General features: G+C 63.2%; 23 protein-coding genes and 2 pseudogenes. 6 read left to right on the top strand and 19 right to left on the bottom strand.

The annotated features are described in order from the left end of the window. Window positions 1-812: pseudogene (locus ACZI8Q_RS19525) on the top strand (IS1634 family transposase); the annotation flags it as partial. Between the two features lie 18 nt (window positions 813-830). Continuing rightward, a complete protein-coding gene (locus ACZI8Q_RS19520; protein ID WP_463375234.1) occupies window positions 831-1,259 on the top strand; it encodes a VWA domain-containing protein in 429 nt (142 codons plus the stop codon). A 37-nt stretch (window positions 1,260-1,296) separates the two neighbouring features. On the opposite strand, the gene ACZI8Q_RS19515 is transcribed toward ACZI8Q_RS19520, so the two are convergent. The 3 genes from ACZI8Q_RS19515 to ACZI8Q_RS19505 all read right to left on the bottom strand — a co-directional run bounded on the left by ACZI8Q_RS19515 (window position 1,297) and on the right by ACZI8Q_RS19505 (window position 3,551). After that, a complete protein-coding gene (locus ACZI8Q_RS19515; protein WP_463375231.1) occupies window positions 1,297-1,518 on the bottom strand; it encodes a hypothetical protein in 222 nt (73 codons plus the stop codon). Window positions 1,519-1,776: 258 nt separating this feature from the next. After that, window positions 1,777-3,168, bottom strand: coding sequence for an amino acid permease (locus ACZI8Q_RS19510; RefSeq protein ID WP_463375230.1), 1,392 nt, complete (start codon window positions 3,166-3,168; stop codon window positions 1,777-1,779). A 35-nt stretch (window positions 3,169-3,203) separates the two neighbouring features. Then, entirely contained in the window at window positions 3,204-3,551 is a 348-nt protein-coding gene (locus ACZI8Q_RS19505) for a histone-like nucleoid-structuring protein Lsr2 (RefSeq protein ID WP_463375229.1), read from the bottom strand. Window positions 3,552-3,807: 256 nt separating this feature from the next. Between ACZI8Q_RS19505 and ACZI8Q_RS19500 the strand changes: the two genes are divergently transcribed. After that, a complete protein-coding gene (locus tag ACZI8Q_RS19500; RefSeq protein ID WP_463375228.1) occupies window positions 3,808-5,046 on the top strand; it encodes a lipase family protein in 1,239 nt (412 codons plus the stop codon). Between the two features lie 24 nt (window positions 5,047-5,070). On the opposite strand, the gene ACZI8Q_RS19495 is transcribed toward ACZI8Q_RS19500, so the two are convergent. Then, window positions 5,071-5,526, bottom strand: a complete 456-nt coding sequence (locus ACZI8Q_RS19495; RefSeq protein WP_463375227.1) for a carboxymuconolactone decarboxylase family protein — start codon at window positions 5,524-5,526, stop codon at window positions 5,071-5,073. A 191-nt stretch (window positions 5,527-5,717) separates the two neighbouring features. Here ACZI8Q_RS19495 and ACZI8Q_RS19490 point away from each other — a divergent pair, with 191 nt between their 5' ends. Both ACZI8Q_RS19490 and ACZI8Q_RS19485 read left to right on the top strand, forming a co-directional pair. Next, window positions 5,718-6,233, top strand: coding sequence for a DUF4188 domain-containing protein (locus ACZI8Q_RS19490; RefSeq protein ID WP_463375226.1), 516 nt, complete (start codon window positions 5,718-5,720; stop codon window positions 6,231-6,233). Then, entirely contained in the window at window positions 6,212-6,739 is a 528-nt protein-coding gene (locus ACZI8Q_RS19485) for a DoxX family protein (RefSeq protein ID WP_463375225.1), read from the top strand. The genes ACZI8Q_RS19490 and ACZI8Q_RS19485 overlap by 22 nt, the downstream gene beginning before the upstream one ends. Here the strand turns inward: ACZI8Q_RS19485 and ACZI8Q_RS19480 are convergent. Further along, the gene (locus tag ACZI8Q_RS19480; RefSeq protein ID WP_463375224.1) at window positions 6,648-7,148 is read right to left on the bottom strand and encodes a GtrA family protein; all 501 of its coding nucleotides are present in this window, start codon (window positions 7,146-7,148) and stop codon (window positions 6,648-6,650) included. The two genes, ACZI8Q_RS19485 and ACZI8Q_RS19480, sit on opposite strands and share 92 nt — an antisense overlap. A gap of 109 nt (window positions 7,149-7,257) precedes the next feature. Here ACZI8Q_RS19480 and ACZI8Q_RS19475 point away from each other — a divergent pair, with 109 nt between their 5' ends. After that, on the top strand, window positions 7,258-7,911 hold the full coding sequence (locus ACZI8Q_RS19475; protein ID WP_463375223.1) for a TetR/AcrR family transcriptional regulator: 654 nt from the start codon (window positions 7,258-7,260) through the stop codon (window positions 7,909-7,911). A 1-nt stretch (window position 7,912) separates the two neighbouring features. Here the strand turns inward: ACZI8Q_RS19475 and ACZI8Q_RS19470 are convergent, their stop codons facing one another. The 14 genes and pseudogenes from ACZI8Q_RS19470 to ACZI8Q_RS19405 all read right to left on the bottom strand — a co-directional run bounded on the left by ACZI8Q_RS19470 (window position 7,913) and on the right by ACZI8Q_RS19405 (window position 23,580). Next, the gene (locus tag ACZI8Q_RS19470) at window positions 7,913-8,644 is read right to left on the bottom strand and encodes a polyprenol monophosphomannose synthase (protein ID WP_463375222.1); all 732 of its coding nucleotides are present in this window, start codon (window positions 8,642-8,644) and stop codon (window positions 7,913-7,915) included. 78 nt (window positions 8,645-8,722) lie between these two features. Continuing rightward, window positions 8,723-10,309 (bottom strand): NADH-quinone oxidoreductase subunit NuoN, encoded by a 1,587-nt coding sequence (gene nuoN, locus ACZI8Q_RS19465; RefSeq protein ID WP_463375221.1) that lies wholly within the window; start codon window positions 10,307-10,309, stop codon window positions 8,723-8,725. Continuing rightward, complete coding sequence (locus tag ACZI8Q_RS19460) at window positions 10,306-11,895, bottom strand: NADH-quinone oxidoreductase subunit M (RefSeq protein ID WP_463375220.1); 1,590 nt, start codon at window positions 11,893-11,895, stop codon at window positions 10,306-10,308. Before ACZI8Q_RS19460 ends, nuoN begins: the two co-directional genes overlap by 4 nt. After that, a complete protein-coding gene (gene nuoL, locus ACZI8Q_RS19455) occupies window positions 11,892-13,781 on the bottom strand; it encodes an NADH-quinone oxidoreductase subunit L (RefSeq protein ID WP_463375233.1) in 1,890 nt (629 codons plus the stop codon). Before nuoL ends, ACZI8Q_RS19460 begins: the two co-directional genes overlap by 4 nt. A gap of 14 nt (window positions 13,782-13,795) precedes the next feature. Beyond that, window positions 13,796-14,095 carry an NADH-quinone oxidoreductase subunit NuoK gene (gene nuoK / locus ACZI8Q_RS19450; protein ID WP_463375219.1) on the bottom strand — a complete coding sequence of 100 codons (300 nt, stop codon included), beginning with the start codon at window positions 14,093-14,095 and terminating at the stop codon, window positions 13,796-13,798. Next, a complete protein-coding gene (locus tag ACZI8Q_RS19445; RefSeq protein ID WP_463375218.1) occupies window positions 14,092-14,901 on the bottom strand; it encodes an NADH-quinone oxidoreductase subunit J in 810 nt (269 codons plus the stop codon). The genes nuoK and ACZI8Q_RS19445 overlap by 4 nt, the downstream gene beginning before the upstream one ends. 41 nt (window positions 14,902-14,942) lie before the next feature. Then, window positions 14,943-15,362: pseudogene (nuoI, locus tag ACZI8Q_RS19440) on the bottom strand (NADH-quinone oxidoreductase subunit NuoI); the annotation flags it as partial. Then, window positions 15,355-16,623 (bottom strand): NADH-quinone oxidoreductase subunit NuoH, encoded by a 1,269-nt coding sequence (nuoH, locus tag ACZI8Q_RS19435; RefSeq protein ID WP_463375217.1) that lies wholly within the window; start codon window positions 16,621-16,623, stop codon window positions 15,355-15,357. The pseudogene nuoI and the gene nuoH, both read right to left, overlap by 8 nt. Further along, a complete protein-coding gene (locus tag ACZI8Q_RS19430) occupies window positions 16,620-19,016 on the bottom strand; it encodes an NADH-quinone oxidoreductase subunit G (RefSeq protein ID WP_463375216.1) in 2,397 nt (798 codons plus the stop codon). Before ACZI8Q_RS19430 ends, nuoH begins: the two co-directional genes overlap by 4 nt. Continuing rightward, on the bottom strand, window positions 19,013-20,311 hold the full coding sequence (nuoF, locus tag ACZI8Q_RS19425) for an NADH-quinone oxidoreductase subunit NuoF (RefSeq protein ID WP_463375215.1): 1,299 nt from the start codon (window positions 20,309-20,311) through the stop codon (window positions 19,013-19,015). The genes ACZI8Q_RS19430 and nuoF overlap by 4 nt, the downstream gene beginning before the upstream one ends. Then, window positions 20,308-21,066, bottom strand: a complete 759-nt coding sequence (gene nuoE / locus ACZI8Q_RS19420) for an NADH-quinone oxidoreductase subunit NuoE (RefSeq protein ID WP_463375214.1) — start codon at window positions 21,064-21,066, stop codon at window positions 20,308-20,310. The genes nuoF and nuoE overlap by 4 nt, the downstream gene beginning before the upstream one ends. Beyond that, window positions 21,063-22,343: an NADH dehydrogenase (quinone) subunit D gene (nuoD, locus tag ACZI8Q_RS19415; protein ID WP_463375213.1), complete on the bottom strand. Its 1,281-nt coding sequence runs from the start codon at window positions 22,341-22,343 to the stop codon at window positions 21,063-21,065. Before nuoD ends, nuoE begins: the two co-directional genes overlap by 4 nt. Beyond that, window positions 22,343-23,029, bottom strand: coding sequence for an NADH-quinone oxidoreductase subunit C (locus ACZI8Q_RS19410; RefSeq protein WP_463375212.1), 687 nt, complete (start codon window positions 23,027-23,029; stop codon window positions 22,343-22,345). The genes nuoD and ACZI8Q_RS19410 overlap by 1 nt, the downstream gene beginning before the upstream one ends. Then, the gene (locus ACZI8Q_RS19405; protein ID WP_463375211.1) at window positions 23,026-23,580 is read right to left on the bottom strand and encodes a NuoB/complex I 20 kDa subunit family protein; all 555 of its coding nucleotides are present in this window, start codon (window positions 23,578-23,580) and stop codon (window positions 23,026-23,028) included. Before ACZI8Q_RS19405 ends, ACZI8Q_RS19410 begins: the two co-directional genes overlap by 4 nt. Window positions 23,581-23,613 lie beyond the last annotated feature (33 nt).

The following is a 23,613-nucleotide window of genomic DNA, read 5'->3' as shown; positions in this document are numbered from 1 at the left end:
GATCGTGCGCCAGTTCCAAGAACGGCACGACATAGCCGGGGTGGAGATGGTGATCGCCGCCGACGCCGGCATGCTCTCCGCAACCAACCTCAAGTCTCTCGACGAGGCCGGGCTCAAGTTCATCGTCGGCTCCCGCGTCACCAAGGCCCCGGGCGATCTCGCCTCTCATTTTCATTGGAATGGAGACGTTTTCACCGACGGGCAGATCATCGACACGGTCACACCCCGGCACGCGAAGAGCACGGTCAACAACGTCCGACACCGCGCCGAGCCGGTCTGGCGCCCCGATACTCATTCGAAGTCGTGGCGGGCGGTCTGGAAGTACTCGAAACGACGCGCCGTCCGCGACAAACAAAGCCCCAAAGTCCACCCGGTTCGTCAAGACCACAGCCAAAGGGCGCAGCCTCGACACCGCGAGCATCGAGCGAGCCCGATCGCTGGTCGGGCTCAAGGGCTACGTCACCAACCTGCCCGCCACGATCATGGGATCGGCCGAGGTCATCGGCAAGTATCACGACCTCTGGCACGTCGAGCAGTCGTTCCGGATGTCGAAAACCGACCTGAGAGCGCGGCCGATGTTCCACCACACCCGAGAGGCGATCGACGCGCACCTCACAGTCGTGTTCACCGCGCTCGCCGTCGCCCGCTACCTGCAAGACGAGACCGGGGCCTCGATCGGGCACGTCGTGAAGACCTTGCGCCCGCTGCAGGAAATCAGGCTGACCATCGCAGGCCACCCGCACACCGCCACCGACCCCATCACCGCCGATGCCACGGCCATCCTCACCGACCTGAACATCCCACATTCGTAGTCAGCGTTGGCACACTAAATCTGTGCAAGTCAGGTCGGATTCGTCGATTCGTGTGACGAGATCACGGGAATGTTCCGTCCCGGCGAACCGTCGCGCCCCGGTCTCGCACAACGAATTCTCGCGAACACGGATGTGACCCGATTCGGAGGCAGCAACTACGGCACCGCGTTCGAGACCTTCACCGATCGATATCTGGACGCCATCGGCGACCGTACCTCTGTGGTCGTACTCGGGGACGCTCGTACCAACTATGCAGACCCGAATCTGGCGGCGCTCCGGAGAATGCGCACGAAAGCGAAACACACGTTCTGGCTGAACCCGGAGCCTGCGCGATCCTGGGCATTGGGCGATTCGGCCGCCGACGTATACGCGCGCGAAGTGTCCATGTACGAAACGGGAAACGTTCGCCAACTGGCAGACGTGGTCGGCCGGATACTTCCCACCTGAAGTCGCGCCAGTTCAGCGGGCACCCCGGGCCGAGAAGCTAGTTCGTCGGCAGTTCGAAGTCGCCAAGACCCGGGAAGCAGGCTTCGACTGCATCCGTGATGTGCCCTCGCTGGTCCGAGGACAGTGCTTCGAACTCGCCGAAGTCGAAGCCGGCGTTGTCCAGCTCATCGACCATGCACTGCGTATCGATGGCCCCAGCGGGCGCTCCCATGCTGTCGAGGTTCGCGTCGAGTTCGGTCTTGAACTCGTCCTTCGTCATGGAACTACCTGAAGCTCCGCAGGCACCCAAGCACACTGCCGCTGCGACCAATGCCACTGCTGTTCCGACCCTGCGCACCCCGTACCCCGTTCACTTGACCGAATAGTTCGGAGGGAACCTATCGCAGCGCTCGAATCCCGGGTACAGAGGCCCCTGCTTCACAGCCCTGCGTTTCGGCCAACTCGGTCTTGGAGAGCCGAGTCCGATCCTCTCGACAGGTGCGGTGTCGAAAGGTCAATGCTCGTTGCGATCTGGCGGCTAGGCTTCGGCGCGTGGCCTGACCCAGATTCGGTGCGCGCAGGCCAACAGCATCAACCAGACAACGCCGACGAGCAACGCCACTCGGGTGTCGGATACGACGGCGAGAATGGCAATCACGAAGCCGAGAAACGCGATGGCCGCAATCTGGGCGTACGGCCAAAGCGGTACCGGGAACTTCAGGTTGGCCGCCTCGTCGTCGCTCATTCTGCGGCGAGCCTGCAGCTGTGACAGCAGAATCATCAACCACACGAAAATTGTGGCGAAGGTGGCGATCGACGCGATCAACAGAAAAACGCGGTCCGGGATCAGGTAGTTGAGGAGGACACCGACCAGCAGAGCCGCCATCATGATGACCACCGTCATCCAGGGAACCCCATTACGTGACACTCGCTGCATCACCGCGGGAGCCTGCCCGGCACAAGACATCCCGTACATCATGCGGCCCGCACCGAAGATGTCGCTGTTGATGGCCGAAAGGGCCGCGGTGATCACCACGATATTGAGTACCGTGGCAGCAGAACCGATTCCGAGTCCATCGAATATCTGCACGAACGGGCTTTCGTCCGAGCTGATCTCCTGCCAAGGATTGATCGCCATGATCACGGCAAGAGTCAGCACATAGAACAAAATGATGCGGACCGGAACGGTATTCACTGCACGCGGAATCGTCCGCGCCGGATCCTCTGCTTCCCCGGCAGTGATCCCAATGATCTCGGTTCCGCCGAATGCAAACATCACGATGGCAAAGCATGCCAAGAATCCGCCGATGCCGGTGGCGAAGAATCCTCCGTCCGACCACAGATTCGAGACGCCGGTCGCCGTGTCATGAATTCCGAACCCGAAGACGATGATGGCTGCCCCACCCACGATCATGCCGATGATCGCCACGACCTTGACCAGAGTGAACCAGAATTCCAACTCACCGAACGCCTTGACGCCGACAAGGTTCACCGCACCGACGAAGAAGACGATCGACAGCACCCAGATCCATCTGGGCACGTCCGGAAACCAGAATCCCATGTACACGCCGAACGCGGTGACGTCGGCCAGACACACGATGATCATCTCGAACGTGTAGGTCCACCCCGTCATGAACCCGGCGAGTGGGCTGAGGTGACGGGTCGCGTACTCACCGAAGGAACCCGACACCGGACTGGCCACCGCCATCTCGCCGAGCGCCCTCAGCACGATGTACACGGCGGCCCCGCCGATCAGATAGGCAAGGAGGACAGCAGGTCCCGCTTGATCGATCGCCTCGGCGGAACCGTAGAACAGGCCCGTCCCGATCGCCGACCCGAGTGCGATGAATCTGATGTGCCGGGCTGTCAGCGCCCTGCGTAGCCCCGTCGATTCACCCGTCACATCGGGTGCGGCACCGGTGTCTTCCATGTTCTCGTCTCGTCGAAGCTCGTCTTACGGGAAGATCAGTGAGCTGCCTTGAACGCCTCTTCGATCTCTGCCGGAATGCGTCCGCGCGAGGACACGTCGTAACCGTTGGCGGCAGCCCAGTGACGGATGGCCTTGGTTTGCTCGCTGCTACGCCGAGAGGAAGTGCCGGCAGAAGCGGTGCCACGCTTTTTGACATTGCCCAACTTGGCTGCATGTTCGATGTAGTAGTCAAGTTTTCTATGAAATTCTTGGGCGTTCTTGTCGTTCAGATCGATTTCGTATTCAGTACCGTTGACCGCGAAAACAATGTGCTCCCCCTCGCCGTCCGCGATCGGAGTGTCATCGAGATCGTCCACTAGTTCGACAATTACTTTTCTGGCCACGAATCATTCCTGTCGTCGGTGAAATTCGACGCCAAGATTACGTCTCCCGACGGGAATTCTGCAAAGCCCCTGATTATCATTCGCCGGGACCATCCTCGTCGCCCCTGCACGCCGGCGGGGGCGGGCCGACCGCCACAGCGAATCTGTACGAAACCGCCACACTCGGAGGCAGTTCTTGGCATAGTAGGCGTCGCCTCTCAGCACGGAGTGGGGTCTACCAGGCAAACAATGGGGTCGAAGCATGGGTTGTCGAAGCATGGGTTCTCGCATCGTTCGTTCATTGCTCGTGCTGGCGGTCAGCCTCACATTCGGCGCCGCCTTCGCCGGAGCCGGGCCGGCCGCTGCGCAACCGCATCCGGCTCCCGGTTCGGTACTCGGGTTACCGACACCCGACCCGGACCCCTTCTACGCGCCGCCGCCGGACCTGGCCGAACGCAAGCCCGGTGACGTCCTCAAGGTCCGCCAGATGCCGCCCAACCTCTACTTTCCCGGCAGCGCGGTCTGGGAAGTCCTCTTCCGCACCACCGACTCCCGCGGACTTCCCATCGCCGCGAACACCACGTATCTCCTGCCGCCGAACCACCAGCCGGACGGCCCACTCACGTCCTACCAGCACATCATCAATTCGCTCGGCCACAAGTGCAAGATCGCAACCGAGCTGTACACCACCGACCCGTTCACGCAGATCCGCGAGGCTCCGGGACTCAATATCGCTTTGGCCCGCGGCTGGGCTGTCGCACTGCCCGACCACCTCGGCCCTCGGATGGCCTACGGTGCCGCCAAACTGGGTGGTCAGATCACTCTGGACGGAATTCGCGCCGTCAAGAACATTCCTGAATTCGAGGTGACCAACAGCAAAGTCGCCCTCGGCGGCTACTCGGGCGGCGGTATGGCAACCGCATGGGCGGCCGCGCTGGCCCCCACATATGCCCCCGAACTCGACATCGTCGGTGTTGCCCACGGCGGCACGCCGATGGATCTGACCACAATGGCCGAGGTTCTGGGTGGCAACCCGCATCCCGCGTTCGGCCTGGCGATGGCCGCAGCAATCGGACTCGACCGCGAGTACCCGGACCGAATCGACCTCGGTAGCCAGTTGAACGGCCGTGGACGCTGGTTACGGAGCATTATCAGCAACGGGTGTACCAACGAAATCATGTTCTGGGGGGTGGGCCGGAGCGCTTCGAACCTGACCAGCAACCCGGATTTCATGAACAACCCCGAGGCCTGGGAGGTTCTCCGGGAGAACAGTCTCGCGTTCTACCCGGGCATCCCAGAGGCCCCGACTTTCGAATGGCACAGCCCCACGGATGTCCTGATCCCGGTCGACGCGATCGAAAGGACCAATGCGCGTTACTGCGCCAACGGTGCATACGTGACGTCGATGCTGACGCCGAGCCCAGACCACCTGTCGGCGGCCGCACTGGGCCTGTTCCCTGCACTCGACTGGATCGACGCACGCTTCCGCGGGGTGCCGCTGCCCGACCACTGCTGACCCGGCCTGGCCGGCTGACAAGCGTCACACCGTCGAGCCGGCAACCTGTTTGGTGCTGACGTTCAGCCGATTCCAGGCGTTGATCGCAGCGATCTGGATCAGCAGCGCCGACATCTGGGCCTCGTCGTAATGCTGCGTGGCCTCGTTCCACACATCGTCCGGCACCGCATCGGAGCGATCACTCAGGCGAGTGACCGACTCGGTCAGAGCCAGCGCCGCACGTTCGGCAGCGTCGAAGTACGGCGTATCGCGCCACCCCGCGACTGCGTGGAGCCGTTCGTCGGTATCGCCGTCCTCGAGAGCCTCTTTGACGTGCATGTCGACGCACACACCGCATCCGTTGATCTGACTGGCCCGCAAGTGCACCAGGTGGATGGTCGACGCGGGGACACCACCGTCGTCGGTGGACGTGCTCAGCGCGTAGAGCGCCTTCATCGCCTTGGGGAGCACCTTCACCGGATTGCTCATTCGTGCCTGCATCACAGTCTCCTTCGGATTCTTGTCCGTCCTGGGTTCGCGGTTTTCGCTCGCCACACCTATGACGAGGGGAGCTCCGAAAATGTGACAGCAGCGTTCTCGCCCGACGGTTCTCGGTCGAAACCCTTGACATTGGATACCAATACTATCCATTATTGGATAGTATTGGTATCCAACAGTGAGGAGCGGAGGCCATGCCCACGCCACAGACCGCACACATTCGTCGGCACACCCACTCCTACGACGGCGAACTGGTCGTCTTCCTGATCGGAATGACGGTGAACCGGCCCTGGCGACCCGACCTGTGGGGCCCGGCCTTTGCCGCGATGCCCCGCATGCTGCGCGAACTGTCCCGCGAACCGGAGTCCGGACTGCTCGGCTACCGCATCACGCTCGAAGGCATCCACCCCACCGTCGTCCAGTACTGGAATTCACTGGACAAGCTGTACGCCTACGCGGGCGACCAGTCGGCGGAGCATCGACCTGCCTGGGCCGAATTCAATCGTCGCGCGCGCAGCGCGCCGGGCGCCGTGGGCGTCTGGCACGAAACCTACGTCGTCGAGCGCGCGGAGTCCGTCTACGTCGACACACCGGAACTCGGCCTCGCCCGATTCACTTCGCGGATCCCGGTCGGCCGAGGACAAGGCCACGCGAGAGACCGAATCCGCACAAACGTCAGGAGCACGCCATGGAACCCCTCATCACGCTGATTTCCGTGACCACCGTTCTCGCAGCACTGGGTGCAACCGGTATTGCGCGCTTACGCCCCTGGCCCGTGCCCCTGAGGGGCGGACTCGCGGCAATGTTCACCATGACCGGCGTGGTTCATTTCGTCGGCATGCGAGACGAAATGATCGCCATGGTTCCGCCTGCCCTACCGAACCCCGCACTTCTCGTCACGATCACCGGGGTTCTCGAACTCGCCGGTGCCGCGGGGCTGCTGATCAGGCAGACGGCACCGTTGTCTGCGGCCTGCCTGAGCCTGCTTCTGGTGGCAATGTTCCCCGCCAACGTGTTCAAAGCGCTCGACGGCCCGGTGAGTACTTTCGACTCGCTGATTCCCCGAACAGTGCTCCAAGTGGTCTTCCTGGCCGCAGCCATTGCGGTCGCGTTCTCCGGACAGATCACCCGGTGGAACGTGCGACGGAAGTCCGCGCAAACGAAAACACCCACCGGCGCAACGCCAGAAAGCGAATTCCACCCACAACCCCGGTGATGGTCACCACCAATGCCACTTCGGCAATGCCGCCCATTGCGGGCAGTACCACGCCCACGAGGGCAAGCGCCGCGGTACTGATGACGATCCCCAGCAGGGCTATTCCGCCGCCTTCCCCCTGTCCGGTCAACCAATGCACGCGGTCGGCGGCCCGGAAGGTGCGTCGGCGGTGCAACTCGTTGGCAAGAACGGTGCTCAGCAGCGCTCCCGCCACGTTCGCTACGAGGATCCCCTCGGATCGCAGCAGGAGAAACACCGCTCCGTACAGGATGTTGCTGACACCGCCGACGAGTACGAATCGTGCGAATTGGTCGATCGCCCGTTCACCGCGCAGGTTGACCAACCGGCAGCGTCTACCGGACGGAACGGGCTCACGAACGAGGGTGGCGTTACCGGTAGATGCCGGCACCTGCACCTCCTCCGATGAACTCTGTGATGTCGCAAGTAGCGGAACGGTCAATTCCGGTAATCTAGCATGACCGGAATACCCGGTTCCGCTCCACGGATAAGATGTGACGATGCCGATACCGCCTCCGACCCGACGCGACGCACGTGTCAATCTCGAACGCATCCTGGCATCGGCACGCGTCGTCTTCGCGGAACACGGGTTCGAGGCGAAACTCGCGGACGTCGCGAAACATGCCGGCGTGGGCGTCGGCACCGTCTACCGGCGCTTCGGCAGCAAGGAAGAACTGATCTACGCCCTCTTCCAATCCCGAGTCGACGAGGTGAGCGCCGTCGCAGCAAGGGCCGGAGAGTTCACCGACCCTTGGGAAGGTCTCGTCCACTTCCTCGAGCACACCTGCCGAATGATGAGCAGAGACCAGGGCCTACGAGACCTCATGATGAACGGGCGAGTCCCGCGTACCAATGTCACGCAGCCACGTGAGAATTTCAGCCGAAGCCTCACCACTCTGATCGAACGCGCACGTCAGGACGGCTCCCTGCGAGACGACATCGAACCGTCCGACATTCCCGCCATCATGTTCATGCTGCAAGCAACCAACGACTTCGCCGGCGCGCAGTCACCGGATCTGTGGCAACGCATGCTCACCCTCGTTCTGGACGGACTCCGGGCCGATCGCACTCGGCACAGCACCCTCCCCGTCGCAGCTCTGTCGCCGATTCAGCTCGACGCCGCACTACGCGAACGCCGCTGCTCGACCACCTGAGCTACTTGCGTCCAAAGCGGAGCTTCCAGGGCACCCTCGCCGACTCCAGCTGCACCGCAAGACTCATCTTCGACACACCTTCGGTCCGCTCCTCGAAACGAATCGGCACCTCGGCGATCCTCAGGCCCTTCTGAACAACGCGGTAGTTCATCTCGACCTGGAAGGCGTAGCCGTTGCTCTGCACCGTGGCCACGTCGATGGCACGCAGGGTGTCGGCCTTCCACGCCTTGAAACCAGCGGTTGCGTCCTTGACCTTCAGCGTCAGGATCGCGTTGACGTAGAAATTGGCCCACGCCGACAACGCCTTGCGGTGCCACGGCCAATCACTTGCCACGGCGCCGCCCTCGACATACCGGGAACCGAGCACGACTGCTGCATCGGTGGTGGTGAGTACGTCGATCATCGGTGGAATCGCACTGGTCGGATGCGACAGATCTGCATCCATCTGGACCACGATGTCGGCGCCCTCGTCCAATGCGCGCGTCATGCCCTCGACGTACGCCCGCCCGAGCCCGTTCTTGACTGTGCGGTGCAGGACACCGACCGGGATCGGGCCGTCGACTGCGAGCTTGTCGGCAACCTCGCCGGTGCCGTCCGGGGAATTGTCGTCGACCACCAGGACGTGGAGATTCGAAATCTTCAGCGCCGCGAGAAGCTCGACGATCTTGGGCAGATTGTCGCGTTCGTTGTAGGTCGGCACCACAACAGTGACCTTGGGCGAGGCGTTCTCCATACGTGACAATCTAGCTGCACCCACCCGCAGACCACGTATCAGGTTTGCCGCCCCAGGTCAGATCACCGGTCGGCAGATTCATCCGAAGAAGACCGCGGCGCTGTCGGCAAGATCGAGCAGTGGCTGCGGCCACACGCCGAGAATCACCGTGACGGCGACGGCCGATCCGATCGCTCCGACGGTGCCGGCGCCCGGGTTCACGACGGCTGGAGCCTCGTCGACCGGGGATTTGCCGACCGGGGACGTGCCGACCGGTTCGGTGAAGAACATCAGAACGATCACGCGAACGTAGAAAAAGGCCGCAATCGCACTACTGAGCACGCCGACGATCACGAGCGGTACGGCACCGCCCTCGACCGCGGCCTGAAAGACGGCAAACTTGCTGACGAAACCACTGGTCAACGGTATACCGGCCATCGCGAGCAGCAGCACCGCGAACGCGGTGGCGAATATCGGTGACCGACGTCCCAACCCCGCCCAGCGAGGTATGTCGCCGACCTCGCCGCTCGAATCCCTGACCATCCCGACAAGTGCGAATGCGCCCAGCGCCGTGAACCCGTAGGCAACCAAATAGAAAAGTACCGACGAGACACCGGCGCGGTTCGCCGCGACAACGCCGGTGAGCACGAACCCCACGTGGGCAACGGACGAATAGGCGAGCATTCGCTTCACGTCGTTCTGGGTTACCGCAAGAATTGCACCGACCAACATGGTGAGGATGGCCACCGCCCACAGCATCGGACGCCAGTCGTCTTTCAGGTCGGGCAACGCCACCGAGAAGATCCGCAGCATGGCACCGAACGCCGCCACCTTCGTCGCTGCGGACATGAACGCCGTGACCGAGGTGGGTGCACCCTGGTAGACGTCCGGAATCCACGAGTGGAACGGCACGGCACCGACCTTGAACAGCAGGCCGACGGACAGCAGCGCGGTGCCCGTGAGCACCAGGACCGGGCCGTTCGGTTCATGCGAGATCGCGTCGGCGATACCGGTCAGGTCGGTGGTCCCGGAATAGCCGTACAGCAGTGCCGTCCCGTACAGGAAGAAGGCCGACGAAAACGCGCCGAGCAAAAAGTACTTGAGCGCGGCTTCCTGAGACAGCAATCTCCGGCGACGGGCCAGCCCACACAGCAGGTACAGGGGAAGCGAAAATACCTCGAGGGCGACGAACATCGTCAACAGATCACCCGAGGCAGGAAACAACAGCAGACCGGCGACTGCGAGCAAGGTGAGCGGAAAGACCTCAGTCTGCCGCACTCCCGTCCGAATCGCCTCGCGCTCGGCGACGCTGCCGGGGACCGCAGATGCCTGCGGGGTGAAGCCCGCCAGACCAGCTGGCCCGGATTCTGTTGCGGTATCGGGCTCGGCTACCAGCATCAGTGCTGCCATCGAGATCAACAGAATCGTGCCCTGCAGGAACAGGGTTGGTCCGTCGATCACCACCGATCCCAGTGCGGCCAACTGCGCGCCGTCCGCGCCCACCGAACCCGAGACCATCACAACCGCGACGAATGCTCCTACGAGACCCGCGGTTCCGAGGACCACCTGGAACCGAGACCGTAGTGATGCCGGCGCGAATGCCTCGACGAGCACGCTCACGACCGCCACGCCGAACACGATCAGCATCGGAGACAGCACGCCGTATTCGATACTCGGTGCGTTCATCGCTGCGCCCCCGTCTCTTCGTGCGAAACCGCGACTTCTTGGTCGACACGCGTTCCCTGTTCGGCACTGACCGTCGCACTCACCGCCGGTGTGATGACATCCAGCGCGGGTTTGGGATACAAGCCGAGAACGATCAGCAACACGACGAGCGGAGCGACCACCACCACCTCACGCGGCACGAGGTCGCGCACCTTCGCCGCGTGTTCGCTCTTTTCGGGACCGCCCATCATCCGTTGGTACAGCCAGAGAATGTAGACCGCCGACAAGACGAGTGCGCTCGTCGCCACGATTGCCGCGACGGGATACTGTCCGTACGTGCCGATCAAGACCAGGAATTCGCTGACGAACGGTGCGAGCCCCGGCAAGGAGAGCGTTGCCAACCCTGCCACCAGGAAGGTGCCGGCGAGAACGGGGGCGAGCTTCTGCACTCCGCCGTGGTCTGCGATGAACCGGGATCCCGTGCGCGAGACGAGGAATCCGGCGACGAGGAACAGCGCCGCCGTCGACAGACCGTGGTTGACCATGTAGAGCGCAGATCCGGCCTGCCCTTGCGTGGTCATCACGAAGATCCCGAGGATGATGAATCCGAAGTGGGAGATCGACGTGTAGGCGATCAGGCGCATCATGTCGGTCTGGCCGATGGCGCACAGCGCCCCGTACACGATCGCGATCACTGCCAGGGTGATCACGAGCGGCGCAAAGTATGTGGACGCATCCGGGAACAACTGCAGGCAGTACCGCAACATCGCGAACGTGCCCACCTTGTCGACGACAGCCATCATCAGCACGGCACTTGCCGGTGTGGCTTCGACGGCGGCACCGGGCAGCCAGGTGTGAAAGGGCCACAGCGGCGCTTTCACGGCGAAGGCGAACATGAATCCGAGGAACAGTGCGTTCGCGACCGGTGCGTCGATCACGAGCGAACCCGAAGACACGGCGGACGCAATCTCGCGGAGGTCGAACGTTCCGCTCTCGAACGGGCTGTCCGCCCCTGCCGTCACCACGTACAGCCCGATGACCGCAACCAGCATGACGAGACCGCCGACCAGGTTGTACAGGAGGAACTTCAAGGCCGCCGCAGAGCGTTGCGCACCCTTCGTATGACCGAAGCCGCCGATGAGGAAGTACATCGGGATCAGCATGGCTTCGAAGAAGATGTAGAAGAGGAACACGTCGAGGGCCAGGAACGAAATGAGCACCATCGCCTCGACCACGAGAATCAACGACACGTACGTGTGTATTCTTTTCGGGTGATCGGGGCCGCTCACGTCATTCCACCCCGCAAGCAGCAACAACGGTGCGAGGACAACCGTCAGGAGCACCAGACTCAAGGCGATCCCATCCAGCCCGAGAACATATCTCGTACCGAACGCCGGTATCCAGGCATGCGATTCGACGAACTGATACCGCTCGCCGCCTGCGTCGAAACCGATCGCCAGACCCACGCCGAGCACGAGCACCAGCACCGACACGGCCAAGGCCGTCCACTTCGCGAACGCGCCGGCCCGAGCGGGAATGAGCATCACGACGAGCGAACCGACCAAGGGGAGCAGCCACAACGCTGTCAGCCACGGAAAGGTACTCACAGCAGCCTCACCGCCATCATCACGCCGACCGCCAGGGCCGCACCCGACAACATGAACAGCGCGTACGACCGTACGAACCCGGTCTGCATGTATCGGACGCTGCGGGACATCGCACCCACCGACCTGGCCGTACCGTCCACCGCCCCGTCGATCAGTCGATCGTCGGCAACCGTGACTGTAGCGGTCACTGCGCGTCCCGGACGCATGAACACCTCCTCGTTGACCTTGTCCCCATACAGGTCTGCTCGTGCCGCAGTGGTCAGAAACGAAACGTCCTGGGGCGCTTCTCTCGCGATACCGGAGGCACTCGTGTAGGTGCGATAGGCGAACGCGACACCGACGAGCACAACGGCCAAGGTGGTCACCGTGACGACCCAGACGGGCACACCGAGTTCGTCGTGATGTTCACCGACGACCGGCTCGAGCCAATGAGTCAGGGCCCCACCGAATGTCAGTAGTGCGCCGGCCACGACGGATCCTACGGCGAGCAGGATCATCGGCCATGTCATGACGCCGGAAGATTCCTGCGGGGCGGCGTCGTCGGCCCAGCGGCGCGCGCCGAAGAAGGTCATCAGCATCACGCGGGTCATATAGAACGCGGTCAGCCCTGCGCCGAGAAGGGCCGCACACCCGAGGACGATTCCGGAGGCACCACCGGACGCGAAGGCAACCTCGATGATCTTGTCTTTCGAGAAGAATCCTGCGAACGGCGGTACTCCTATGATCGCCAGATAACCCAGCCCGAACGTCACGAACGTGATCGGCATGACGACGCGCAGTCCGCCGTAGCGGCGCATATCGGTTTCCTCGTTCATGCCGTGCATCACCGAGCCTGCGCCGAGGAACAGTCCTGCCTTGAAGAAGCCGTGCGTCAACAGATGCATGATGGCGAACGCGTAGCCGGCCGGGCCGAGACCGGCAGCAAGCACCATGTAGCCGATCTGGCTCATCGTCGATGCCGCCAGCGCCTTCTTGATGTCATCCTTCGCGCAACCGATGATCGCCCCGAACAGCAGCGTCACCGCACCTACGGTCACGACCGCTGTACGAGCGGCAGGTGATGCCTCGAAGATCACGCCCGAACGCACGATCAGATAGACACCGGCGGTCACCATCGTCGCGGCGTGGATGAGGGCGGACACCGGTGTCGGGCCCTCCATCGCGTCGCCGAGCCATGATTGCAGCGGCACCTGAGCGGATTTCGCGCACGCCGCCACGAGCAGCATCAGGCCGATCGCGGTTGCCGTACCGTCACCGACCGACTCGACACCGGCGAACACCGCGTCGAACTCGAACGAACCGAACTCCGCGAACATGATCATCAGTGCGATCACCAGGCCGATGTCGCCGACACGGTTGACGACGAACGCTTTCTTCGCCGCAGTGGCCGCGGACGGCTTGTGCTGCCAGAAGCCGATCAGAAGATACGACGCGAGACCGACGCCTTCCCATCCGAGGTAGAGCACCAGAAAGTTGTCGGCCATCACGAGCACCAGCATCGCCGCGAGGAAGAGATTGAGATAGGCGAAGAAGCGTCTGCGGTCGGCGTCGTGCTCCATGTAGCCGACCGAGTAGATATGAATCAGCGAGCCGACACCGGTGATCAGCAAGGCAAAGCAGATCGACAGCTGGTCCAGCTGCAATCCGAACTCCACGTGTAGATCGGCCACCGGAACCCATCGAAAGAGTGTCTGGTTCACCGCACGGGAAGCGGTATCGGCGCCGAGCATGGTCACGAACTGGGCGAAGGCAACCACGAACGCTGCAAGAGCGGTGCCGCACCCCAGAAAATGCCCCCACGAGTCGGTGCGACGACCACCCACGAGCAATACCACGGCACCGGCAAGCGGTAGTACCGGAAGCAGCCAGAGCGCATCCACGTGCAGGTCTCCCGTCCTCGTCAGTACTTCAACAGATTGGTGTCGTCGACCGAGGCCGACCGGCGGGCACGGAAAATCGTCATGATGATCGCCAACCCGACCACCACTTCGGCTGCGGCAACAACCATGGTGAAGAACGCGAAGATCTGTCCGTCCAGGTTGGCGTGCATCCGGGCAAAGGTCACGAATGCGAGGTTGGTGGCGTTCAACATCAACTCGATGCACATGAACACGACGATGGAGTTGCGGCGCACGAGCACTCCCACGCCGCCGATGGTGAACAGCAACGCCGACAGATACAGATAGTTTTCGGGGTTCACCGCTCTCCCTCCTGCTCGTCGGGGTGCTCGTCCGGATCTCGGGGTGTGAGCAATCGGTTCACGGACAACGACGAGTACGAGCCGTCGGCAAGACGGGCGGGTACGTCCACGGCATTGCGTCTGGCGTAGACCCCCGAACTGGGCAGCGACGTGACCTGCGGACTCGACTCGGAATCCGCCCACGCCCGGAAGCGGTCCTCGGACATCGCGCGTTGCCCCTTCCGGGGCTGCAACCGTTCACGATGCGCCAACACCATCGCCCCGAGGGTTGCGGTGATCAGCAGGGCACCGGTGAGTTCGAATGCCCACACGTACCGCACGAAGATGAGTTCGGCCAGCCCTTCCACACCGGAATCGGCGCCGGGCGACAAGTCTGCGCCCGCTGACCGCGACCAGAGAACACCGAGGTTTCCGAGGCCGGCGATCAGCAGCACCCCGAATCCGAGACCGGCGACGATTGCCGCAACGCGTTGCCCCCGCAGGGTTTCCACCAATGATTCGGAGGAGTCGACACCGACGAGCATCAGGACGAACAGGAACAACATCATGACGGCACCGGTGTAGACCACGACCTGCACCACACCGAGGAACAGAGCTCCCTGGGCGATATAGAACACCGCCAGGATGATCATGGTCATAGCCAGGAACAACGCCGAATACACGGCCTTCGTCGCGCACACGACGCCCAGTGCGCCGATCACCGCAACGACTGCGAGGACCCAGAATTGCACGCCTTCCGCCGTGGACGTCTGGGTGACACCGTCGGCCGCAAGCACCGCATCCGACACGACCGCCCTCGCCGTCATCGACCCTCATCTCCGTCGACCGGCTTGTCGGGGTCGTCGGGTGGCACCAGCAGTCGATCCTTGTCGTAGATCAGGCCGGCCCGGTTGTCGTCGACCATCTCGTAGTCGTTGACCATGGTCAGTGCCCGAGTCGGGCATGCCTCGATGCAGAGGCCGCACCCGATACATCGCAGGTAGTTGATCTGATAGACGCGGCCGTACCGTTCGCCGGGCGAGTAACGCTCCTCATCGGTGTTGTCCGCACCCTCGACGTAGATGGCGTCGGCCGGGCATGCCCATGCGCACAACTCGCAGCCGATGCACTTCTCCAAACCGTTCTCGTGGCGGTTCAGTTGGTGACGGCCGTGGAACCGCGGGGCGGTGGGCACCTTCTCTTCCGGGTACTGCTCGGTGTTCGGTTTCTTGAACATCGTCGAGAATGTGACACCGAAACCGGCTACGGGGCCGAGGAACTCAGGCATCGTGAACCTCCTTCGAGGAGACGCGCTGACCGGGGAGCGGCGGAACGGGGTATCCGCCCGCGAAGGCGTCGAATGGTTGGGGTTCGGACACCGCCTCAACGGAGGGGCGATGCGTTTTCGGCGGCCGAACCAGGCTTCGCACCGCTGCGACGACGATCATGCTGACGACCAGGCCGAGCACCACGAGGGTGAGCGTCCGAAACTCGAAGCCGTTGTTATGTAGCTCGCGTACGCCGGCAACCACCATGACCCACACCAGGGCGACGGGAATGAGAACCTTCCACCCGAGATTCATGAACTGGTCGTAGCGCAGCCGTGGAAGTGTCGCGCGAAGCCAGACGAAGAAGAAGAGGAATCCCCACACCTTCATCACGAACCAGAGCAGTCCCCACCACCCCGGGTTCGCTCCGTCCCACATGTTCAGCGGCCACGGAGCGTGCCAGCCACCCAAGAACATGGTCGCGGCCAGAGCGGATACCGTCACCATGTTCACATACTCGGCGAGCATGAACATCGCGAACCGCAACGAGGAGTATTCGGTGTGGAATCCGCCGACGAGTTCCCCTTCGGCCTCGGGCAGGTCGAACGGTGCGCGGTTGGTCTCGCCCACCATGGACGTCACGTAGATGACGAACGAGGGCAACAAGATGAATACGTACCAGATGCCGTGCTGCGCGTCGACGATTCCCGATGTGGCCATGGTGCCTGCGCACAGGAATACGGCGGCAAACGTCAGGCCCATCGCGATTTCGTAGGAAATCACCTGTGCAGTGGAACGCAGGCCGCCCAGAAGCGGGTACGTGGAGCCCGACGACCAACCAGCCAGGACGATTCCGTACACACCCACCGAGGTAACGGCGAGAATGTAGAGGACGGCCACCGGAAGATCGGTGAGCTGCAACGGGCTCGGCGTGCCGAAGATCGACACCTGCGGGCCGAATGGAATGACGGCAAAGGCCATGATCGCGGGCACCACCGCGATGACCGGCGCCAGCAGATAGATCGGTTTGTCGATACCGGCCGGGGTGATGCCTTCCTTGAGTGCCAGTTTTATTCCGTCGGCAAGGCTTTGGAGGATGCCGGCCGGCCCCAAGCGGTTCGGCCCGACCCGCATCTGCATCCACGCGAGCACTTTGCGTTCGGCATAGATCGCCACCAGCACGGTGAGGACCAGGAACGCGAAGATTCCGATGGCCTTCACGATCACCAACCACCACGGGTCCTGCCCGAAGGCACTGAGATCGTACGGCGCCGCGATCATGACACCGCCCCCAGCGACCCCCGCCGGATTGCGACCACGGAGCCCGGCGCGGCCGCGAGCGAGTCGAACACGGTGCTACCGGGCGAGTTCGAGGGCAGCCACACCACCCCGTCCGGCATCTCCGTCACCTCGAGAGGGAGGGTGATCGCGCCGCGCCCGGTCTCGACGGTCAGAGATTCACCCTGCGCGACGCCCGCCTGATCCGCGGTCGCAGCCGACAAGCGGGCGACGGGTCGCGGAGCCGTACGGGCGAGATCGGACTCCCCGGCTTGCAGGCTTCCGTTGTCGAGGAGCATGCGCCAGGTGGCCAGTATCGCCTCGCCGGCTTCGGGTTTCGTTTCTGATGGTTGCTCGCACGATTCCATGCGTGCGCGCTCGCCTACGTAACCGCTGCGCAGACGAGTGGCGGCCTCGTCGGCACGCCCCAGGTCGAATCCCATCCTGGCGGCGAGAACGCTCAGAACCCGCTGGTCGGGCATGGCTCCCGTGTCCTGCAGCGCGGTGTCGAACGCACGCGAGCGCCCCTCCCAGTCGAGGAAGGTGCCCGACTTTTCGGCCACCGGTGCGACAGGAAACACGACGTCTGCGCGCTCGGTGACGGCAGACGCCCGCAGTTCCAGGCTGACGACGAACCCAGCCGCCTCGACGGCTGCGCGTGCTGCAGCGGGATCGAGCAGATCCGCCGGGTCCACACCCCCGATCACCAGGGCGTCGAGTTCTCCCGTGCGCGCGGCTTCGAGTATGGCTGTGGTGTCGCGCCCCGAAGCTGCCGGCACATCGGCACCCCAGCTGGTTTCGATTTCCCGACGGGCTTCGGCATCGGTGACCGGGCGTCCTCCGGGCAGGAGGTTCGGGAGGGCGCCTGCTTCCACGGCCCCTCGCTCGCCCGCTCTGCGCGGTACCCACGCGAGGGCCGCGCCGGTCCGATCGGCCAAGCGAGCCGCCGCCCCCAGTGCCCCCGGAGCCATCGCGAGACGTTCCCCGACCATGATGACGGCACCGGGCGCCCGTAACCGCTCGTCACCGGCAAGAGCGTCCAGTGCGCGAGCCTCGGCGCCGGGAACCGTGCGCAGCAACGTGCCCGACATCTTCCGCAGGCCACGTGAGGCGAAGGGTGCGATCGACAACACCGTGAGCCCCTTCTTACGCGCGGCCTTGCGCAGCCGCAGGAAGACTATGGGGGACTCTTCCTCCGGCTCGAACCCTGCGAGCAGCACCGTGGATGCCTGCTCGAGATCCGTGTAGGTCACCGTCATCGGACGTCCAGCAACATGGGCGGCCAGAAATTCCGCTTCCTCCGCGGAATGTGGTCGGGCTCTGAAGTCGACGTCGTTGGTCCCCAACGCGACTCGAGCGAACTTCGCATACGCATACGCGTCTTCCACCGTTGCCCGGCCACCGACCAGCACACCCGCCCGCTTACCACGCAATCCGTGGGCGGACACCGACAATGCCTCCGACCAGGACGCCGCGGCGAGGACACCGTCCGCACCGCGCACCATCGGGGTCCGTATGCGGTCCGGTTCGGCGGCGTAGCCGAACGCCCACCGGCCCTTGTCGCAGTTCCACTCCTCGTTGACCTGCGGGTCGTCCCCAGCCAGTCGACGAAGCACCTTGCCGCGCCGATGATCGGTTCGCTGGGCACATCCGCTTGCACAGTGCTCGCAGACACTCGGACTCGACACCAAGTCGAACGGGCGGGCACGGAACCGGTACTTCACGTCCGTCAACGCCCCTACCGGGCACGCTTGAATCGTGTTGCCGGAGAAATACGAGTCGAGTTCGTCACCGTAGACACCGACCTGTTGCAGCGCACCGCGATCGAGCATCTCGATGAAGGGATCACCGGCGATCTGCTGTGAGAATCGGGTGCAGCGAGCACACAACACGCACCGCTCACGGTCCAGCAGCACCTCGGACGACAACGGAATCGGCTTCGGGAAGGTGCGTTTCACGTCTTCGAATCGGGAGTCGGCCTGGCCGTTCGACATCGCCTGGTTCTGCAGCGGGCACTCGCCACCCTTGTCGCACACCGGACAGTCGAGGGGATGATTGATCAGCAGCAACTCCATGACCCCCCGTTGCGCCTTCTCGGCGACAGGCGAGCTGTACTGGGTGTTGACCACCATGCCGTCGGTGGCGACTGTTGTACACGACGCGAGCGGTTTGCGCTGACCTTCCACCTCGACGAGACATTGTCGGCAGGCGCCGACGGGATCGAGAAGCGGATGATCGCAGAACCGGGGTATCTGTACCCCGATGATCTCGGCTGCCCGGATCACGAGAGTGCCCGGCGGAACGTGCACGTCCACACCGTCGATGGTGATCGTCACCAGCTTCTGCGCGGCGGCGCCCCCGTTGGTGCCCGCAGTGTTCTCGTTGGAGGCGGTCATGCCTGTGCCCCCGCCATGAGTGTGGATCGGTACGGGTCGAACGGACATCCGCCGGTGCGGAAATGCTCCAGATACTCGTCCCGGAATTGCTGAACGGACGACACGATCGGGCTCACCGCGCCGTCGCCGAGTGCGCAGAAGGCCCGCCCGAGAATGTTGTCCGAAATGTCGAGCAACTTCTCGAGATCGTCTTCGGTTCCGTCACCGCGCTCGAGGCGCCGCAATATCTGCACCAGCCAGAACGTTCCCTCTCGGCACGGGGTGCATTTGCCGCACGACTCGTGCGCGTAGAACTCGCTCCACCGCAACACAGCCCGCACCACGCAGGTGGTGTCGTCGAAGATCTGCAACGCTTTGGTGCCGAGCATCGACCCGACCGCGCTCACGCCCTCGTAGTCGAGGGGAACATCGAGATGTTCGCCGGTGAGGATAGGGGTGGACGAGCCACCAGGGGTCCAGAACTTCAGCTCGTGCCCGGTGCGGATACCGCCGGCGTAGACGAGCAGCTCCCGCAGCGTGATACCCAACGGTGCCTCGTACTGTCCCGGCTTCTGGACGTGACCGGAGAGCGAGTAGAGAGTGAATCCTGGTGACTTCTCGGTTCCCATGGACCGAAACCAGTCGATACCGTTACGCAGGATCGACGGCACACTGGCAATCGATTCGACGTTGTTGACCACGGTCGGACTCGCGTACAGGCCCTCCACCGCCGGGAAGGGTGGCCGCAGCCGAGGTTGCCCACGGCGCCCTTCCAGCGAATCGAGCAGTGCCGTCTCCTCGCCGCAGATGTAGGCACCCGCACCGGCGTGCACCACCAGTTCGAGATCGAACCCACTGCCGCGGATGTTCTTTCCCAGGTAACCGGCTGCACGAGCTTCGGCCACGGCAGCTTGCAAGCGGCGCAGGACCGGGACCACTTCTCCCCGCACGTAAATGAACGCACGGTTTGCTCGAATGGCATACGCGGCGATGACGATTCCCTCGATCAGGACGTGCGGAGTCGCCATCATCAACGGAATGTCCTTGCACGTTCCGGGCTCGGATTCGTCCGCGTTGACCACGAGATAGTGTGGCTTGTCGTCTCCCTGAGGAATGAACGACCACTTCAGTCCGGTCGGAAACCCGGCACCGCCGCGTCCGCGTAGTCCGGCGTCCTTGACGGTCTGGATCACCGCATCCGGATCCATCGCGAACGCCGTTGACACACCTTCGTATCCGCCGTGGCGGAGATACGTTTCGAGAGTCCACGACTTCGGTTCGTCCCAGTAGCGACTCAGCACGGGAGTCAAGCTCATGTCGGCCTCCCATCGGAGCGGGGAATCCGCGGTGCCGTCATACCGTGTTCACGTGCCACCCGGAGTCCGGCAAGGGTTTCGGGACGGACCTCGGAATCGGAGGCCCCCGGGCGGGTGTCCGGGAATCCGGCGAGCAACCGCGCTGTTTCCTTGAAGGTGCACAGCGTTGCCCCCCGGGTCGGGGAGACAGGTGTTCCGCTGCGAAGTTCGTCGACGAGAGTGCGAGCGGTATCCGGTGTCTGGTTGTCGAAGAATTCCCAGTTGACCATCACCACCGGTGCGAAGTCGCAGGCCGCGTTGCATTCGATGTGCTCGACGGTGATCTTTCCGTCGGTGGTGGTCTCACCGCTTCCGACGTCCAGGTATTCCTCGAGTTCCGCCAGGATCGCGTCACCACCCATGATCGCGCACAGCGTGTTGGTACAGACACCGACGAGGTATTCGCCGGTGGGGTTGCGCCGGTACATGGAATAGAACGTCGCCACCGCGGCCACCTCGGCGGCGGTGAGGCCCAGACGCTCGGCGCAGAACGCGACACCCGCGGGCGTGATGTACCCGTCTTCGGACTGAACGAGGTGCAGCAGCGGCAAGAGCGCCGAACGCGAATTCGGGTACCGGCCCACGATGATATCGGCATCGCCTCGCAGGCGTGCCACGACATCCGGTGAATACCCCCGCGGTGCATCATCGGGCGCGGGCAGAGGCAATTCCTGCGACCTGGGACCGAATTCGATGAACACCGGTTCGCTGGTCATCGGTCCACACCTCCCATCACCGGATCGATGCTCGCCACAGCGGCAATGACGTCTGCCACCAGTCCGCCTTCACACATCGCCGCCACCGATTGCAGATTGGTGAACGAGGGGTCGCGATAATGCACCCGATACGGTCTGGTCCCGCCGTCCGAGACCATGTGCACGCCGAGTTCGCCCCGGGGAGACTCGACGCCCGTGTACACCTGGCCTGTAGGGACTCGGAATCCCTCGGTCACCAGCTTGAAATGGTGGATCAGTGATTCCATCGACGTGTTCATGATCTGATCGACGTGTTCGGGTGAGGTTCCCAGTCCGTCGGCACCCAGGCTGAGTTCGGCCGGCCAACCGATCTTCTTGTTCTCGATCATCACCGGTCCCGGTCGAAGCTTGTCCACGCATTGCTCGACGATCTTCAGCGATTCCTTCATCTCGGCCACACGAATCAGATAGCGACCGTAGGCATCGCAGGTCGTTGCGGTGGGCACGTCGAACTCGTAGTTCTGGTAACCGCAGTAGGGTTCGGACTTGCGGAGATCCTGTGGAAGGCCGGTGGACCGCAGTATGGGTCCGGTCACCCCGAGCGCCATGCAACCGGTCAGGTCGAGGTAGCCGATCCCCTGAGTTCGCGCCTTCCAGATGTAGTTGTCGTTGAGCAGATCCTCCATGTCCTGCAAGCGCTTCGGCAGAATGCGGAGTAGTTCGCGCACTTTCTGGACGGCGTCCGGCGGCAGATCCTGCGCCAAACCACCCGGACGTATGTACGCATGATTCATACGCAGTCCGGTGATCACTTCGAAAACGTCCAGCACCAGTTCGCGTTCGCGGAACCCGAACAGCATGGCGGTGACCGCACCGAGTTCCATCCCACCTGTCGCCAACGCCACGAGGTGCGAGGAGATCCGGTTGAGCTCCATCAACATCACCCGGACGATGTTGGCGCGCTCAGGAATCTCGTCGGTGACATCGAGCAGTTTCTCGACCCCGAGGCAGTAGGCCGCCTCGTTGAAGAACGGCGACAAGTAATCCATTCGCGTCACGAAGGTGACACCCTGAGTCCAGTTCCGATACTCGAGATTCTTCTCGATTCCGGTATGCAGGTAACCGATCCCGCAACGTGCCTCGGTGACCGTCTCCCCCTCGATCTCGAGGATCAACCGGAGCACGCCGTGGGTGGACGGATGCTGCGGACCCATGTTGACGACGATGCGTTCGTCGCCGGCATTCTTGGCAGCCTCGACGATCTCGTCCCAGTCCTGCCCGGACACGGTGTGCATCATCAGTAGTACCCCCGTCGCTCGTCGGGTGGTGGTATCTGTGCGCCCTTGTACTCCACCGGGATTCCACCGAGCGGGTAGTCCTTGCGTTGCGGATGTCCCTCCCAGTCATCCGGCATCTGAATACGTGTCAGGGCCGGATGGCCGTCGAAGACGATGCCGAAGAAGTCATAGGCCTCTCGTTCGTGCCAATCGTCGGCCGGGTAGATGCGGCACAGCGATGGAATGTGCGGATCGGACTCGGGCGCCGCCACTTCGAGACGAATGCGGCGGTTGTGCGTGAGCGAAGCCAGGGGGTACACGGCGTGCAGTTCACGCCCCACGTCGCCAGGGAAGTGCACACCGCTCACCCCGAGGCACAACTCGAACCGCAACCGGGGGTCGTCACGCAGGGTTGCCGCTACCAGTGGGAGGTGTTCACGGCGGACATCGAAGGTCAGTTCGTCGCGAAAAACGACGACGCGTTCGATCGCATCCACGTAACACACGGAATTCTGGCCATCGGCGGCCTCGAGTGCGTCCTCGAGTGCATCGGCGACGTCGTCGAAGTACCGACCGTAGGGACGCGGTGAGCTTCCGGGTAGCACAACTCGACGAGTGAAGCCTCCGTAACCGGAGGTGTCACCGGTGCCGTGGACTCCGAACAGCCCCTTACGAATACCGATTGATTCGCGGTGTCGGTCGGTCATCGCAGCAATCCCCTCGATTCCATCAGGGTCGGCGACGACAACGCTGCCTGTTCCGCCGCGGCGACAGCGTCCTCGCGATTGGCGCCGAGGGGCATCTCCGCTATTTTCTCGTGCAACGCGATAATCGCGTTGAGCAGCATCTCCGGTCGAGGTGGGCACCCGGGAAGGTAGATGTCGACCGGCACCACATGATCGACGCCCTGCACGATTGCGTAGTTGTTGAACATCCCTCCCGACGAGGCACACACCCCCATCGCCAATACCCATTTGGGCTCGGCCATCTGGTCGTAGATCTGCCGCAGTACGGGCGCCATCTTCTGGCTCACACGACCCGCGACGATCATGAGGTCGGCCTGGCGCGGTGATCCACGAAACGGCTCCATCCCGAAACGGGCGATGTCGTAACGCCCGGAGACGGTGGACATCATCTCGATTGCGCAGCAGGCCAATCCGAACGACGCCGGCCACAGCGAACCCTTGCGTGCGTAGCCTGCCACTTCCTCGACGGTGCTCAGCAGGAAACCACTCGGTAACTTCTCCTCGAGACCCACGCTGATTCATCTCCCTGTTCAGATCGATTGGCC

It is taken from the genome of Rhodococcus quanlei, from assembly GCF_055231015.1.
The sequence above is the reverse complement of the archived record's forward strand: the minus strand, read 5'-3'. Positions and strand labels throughout refer to the sequence as shown.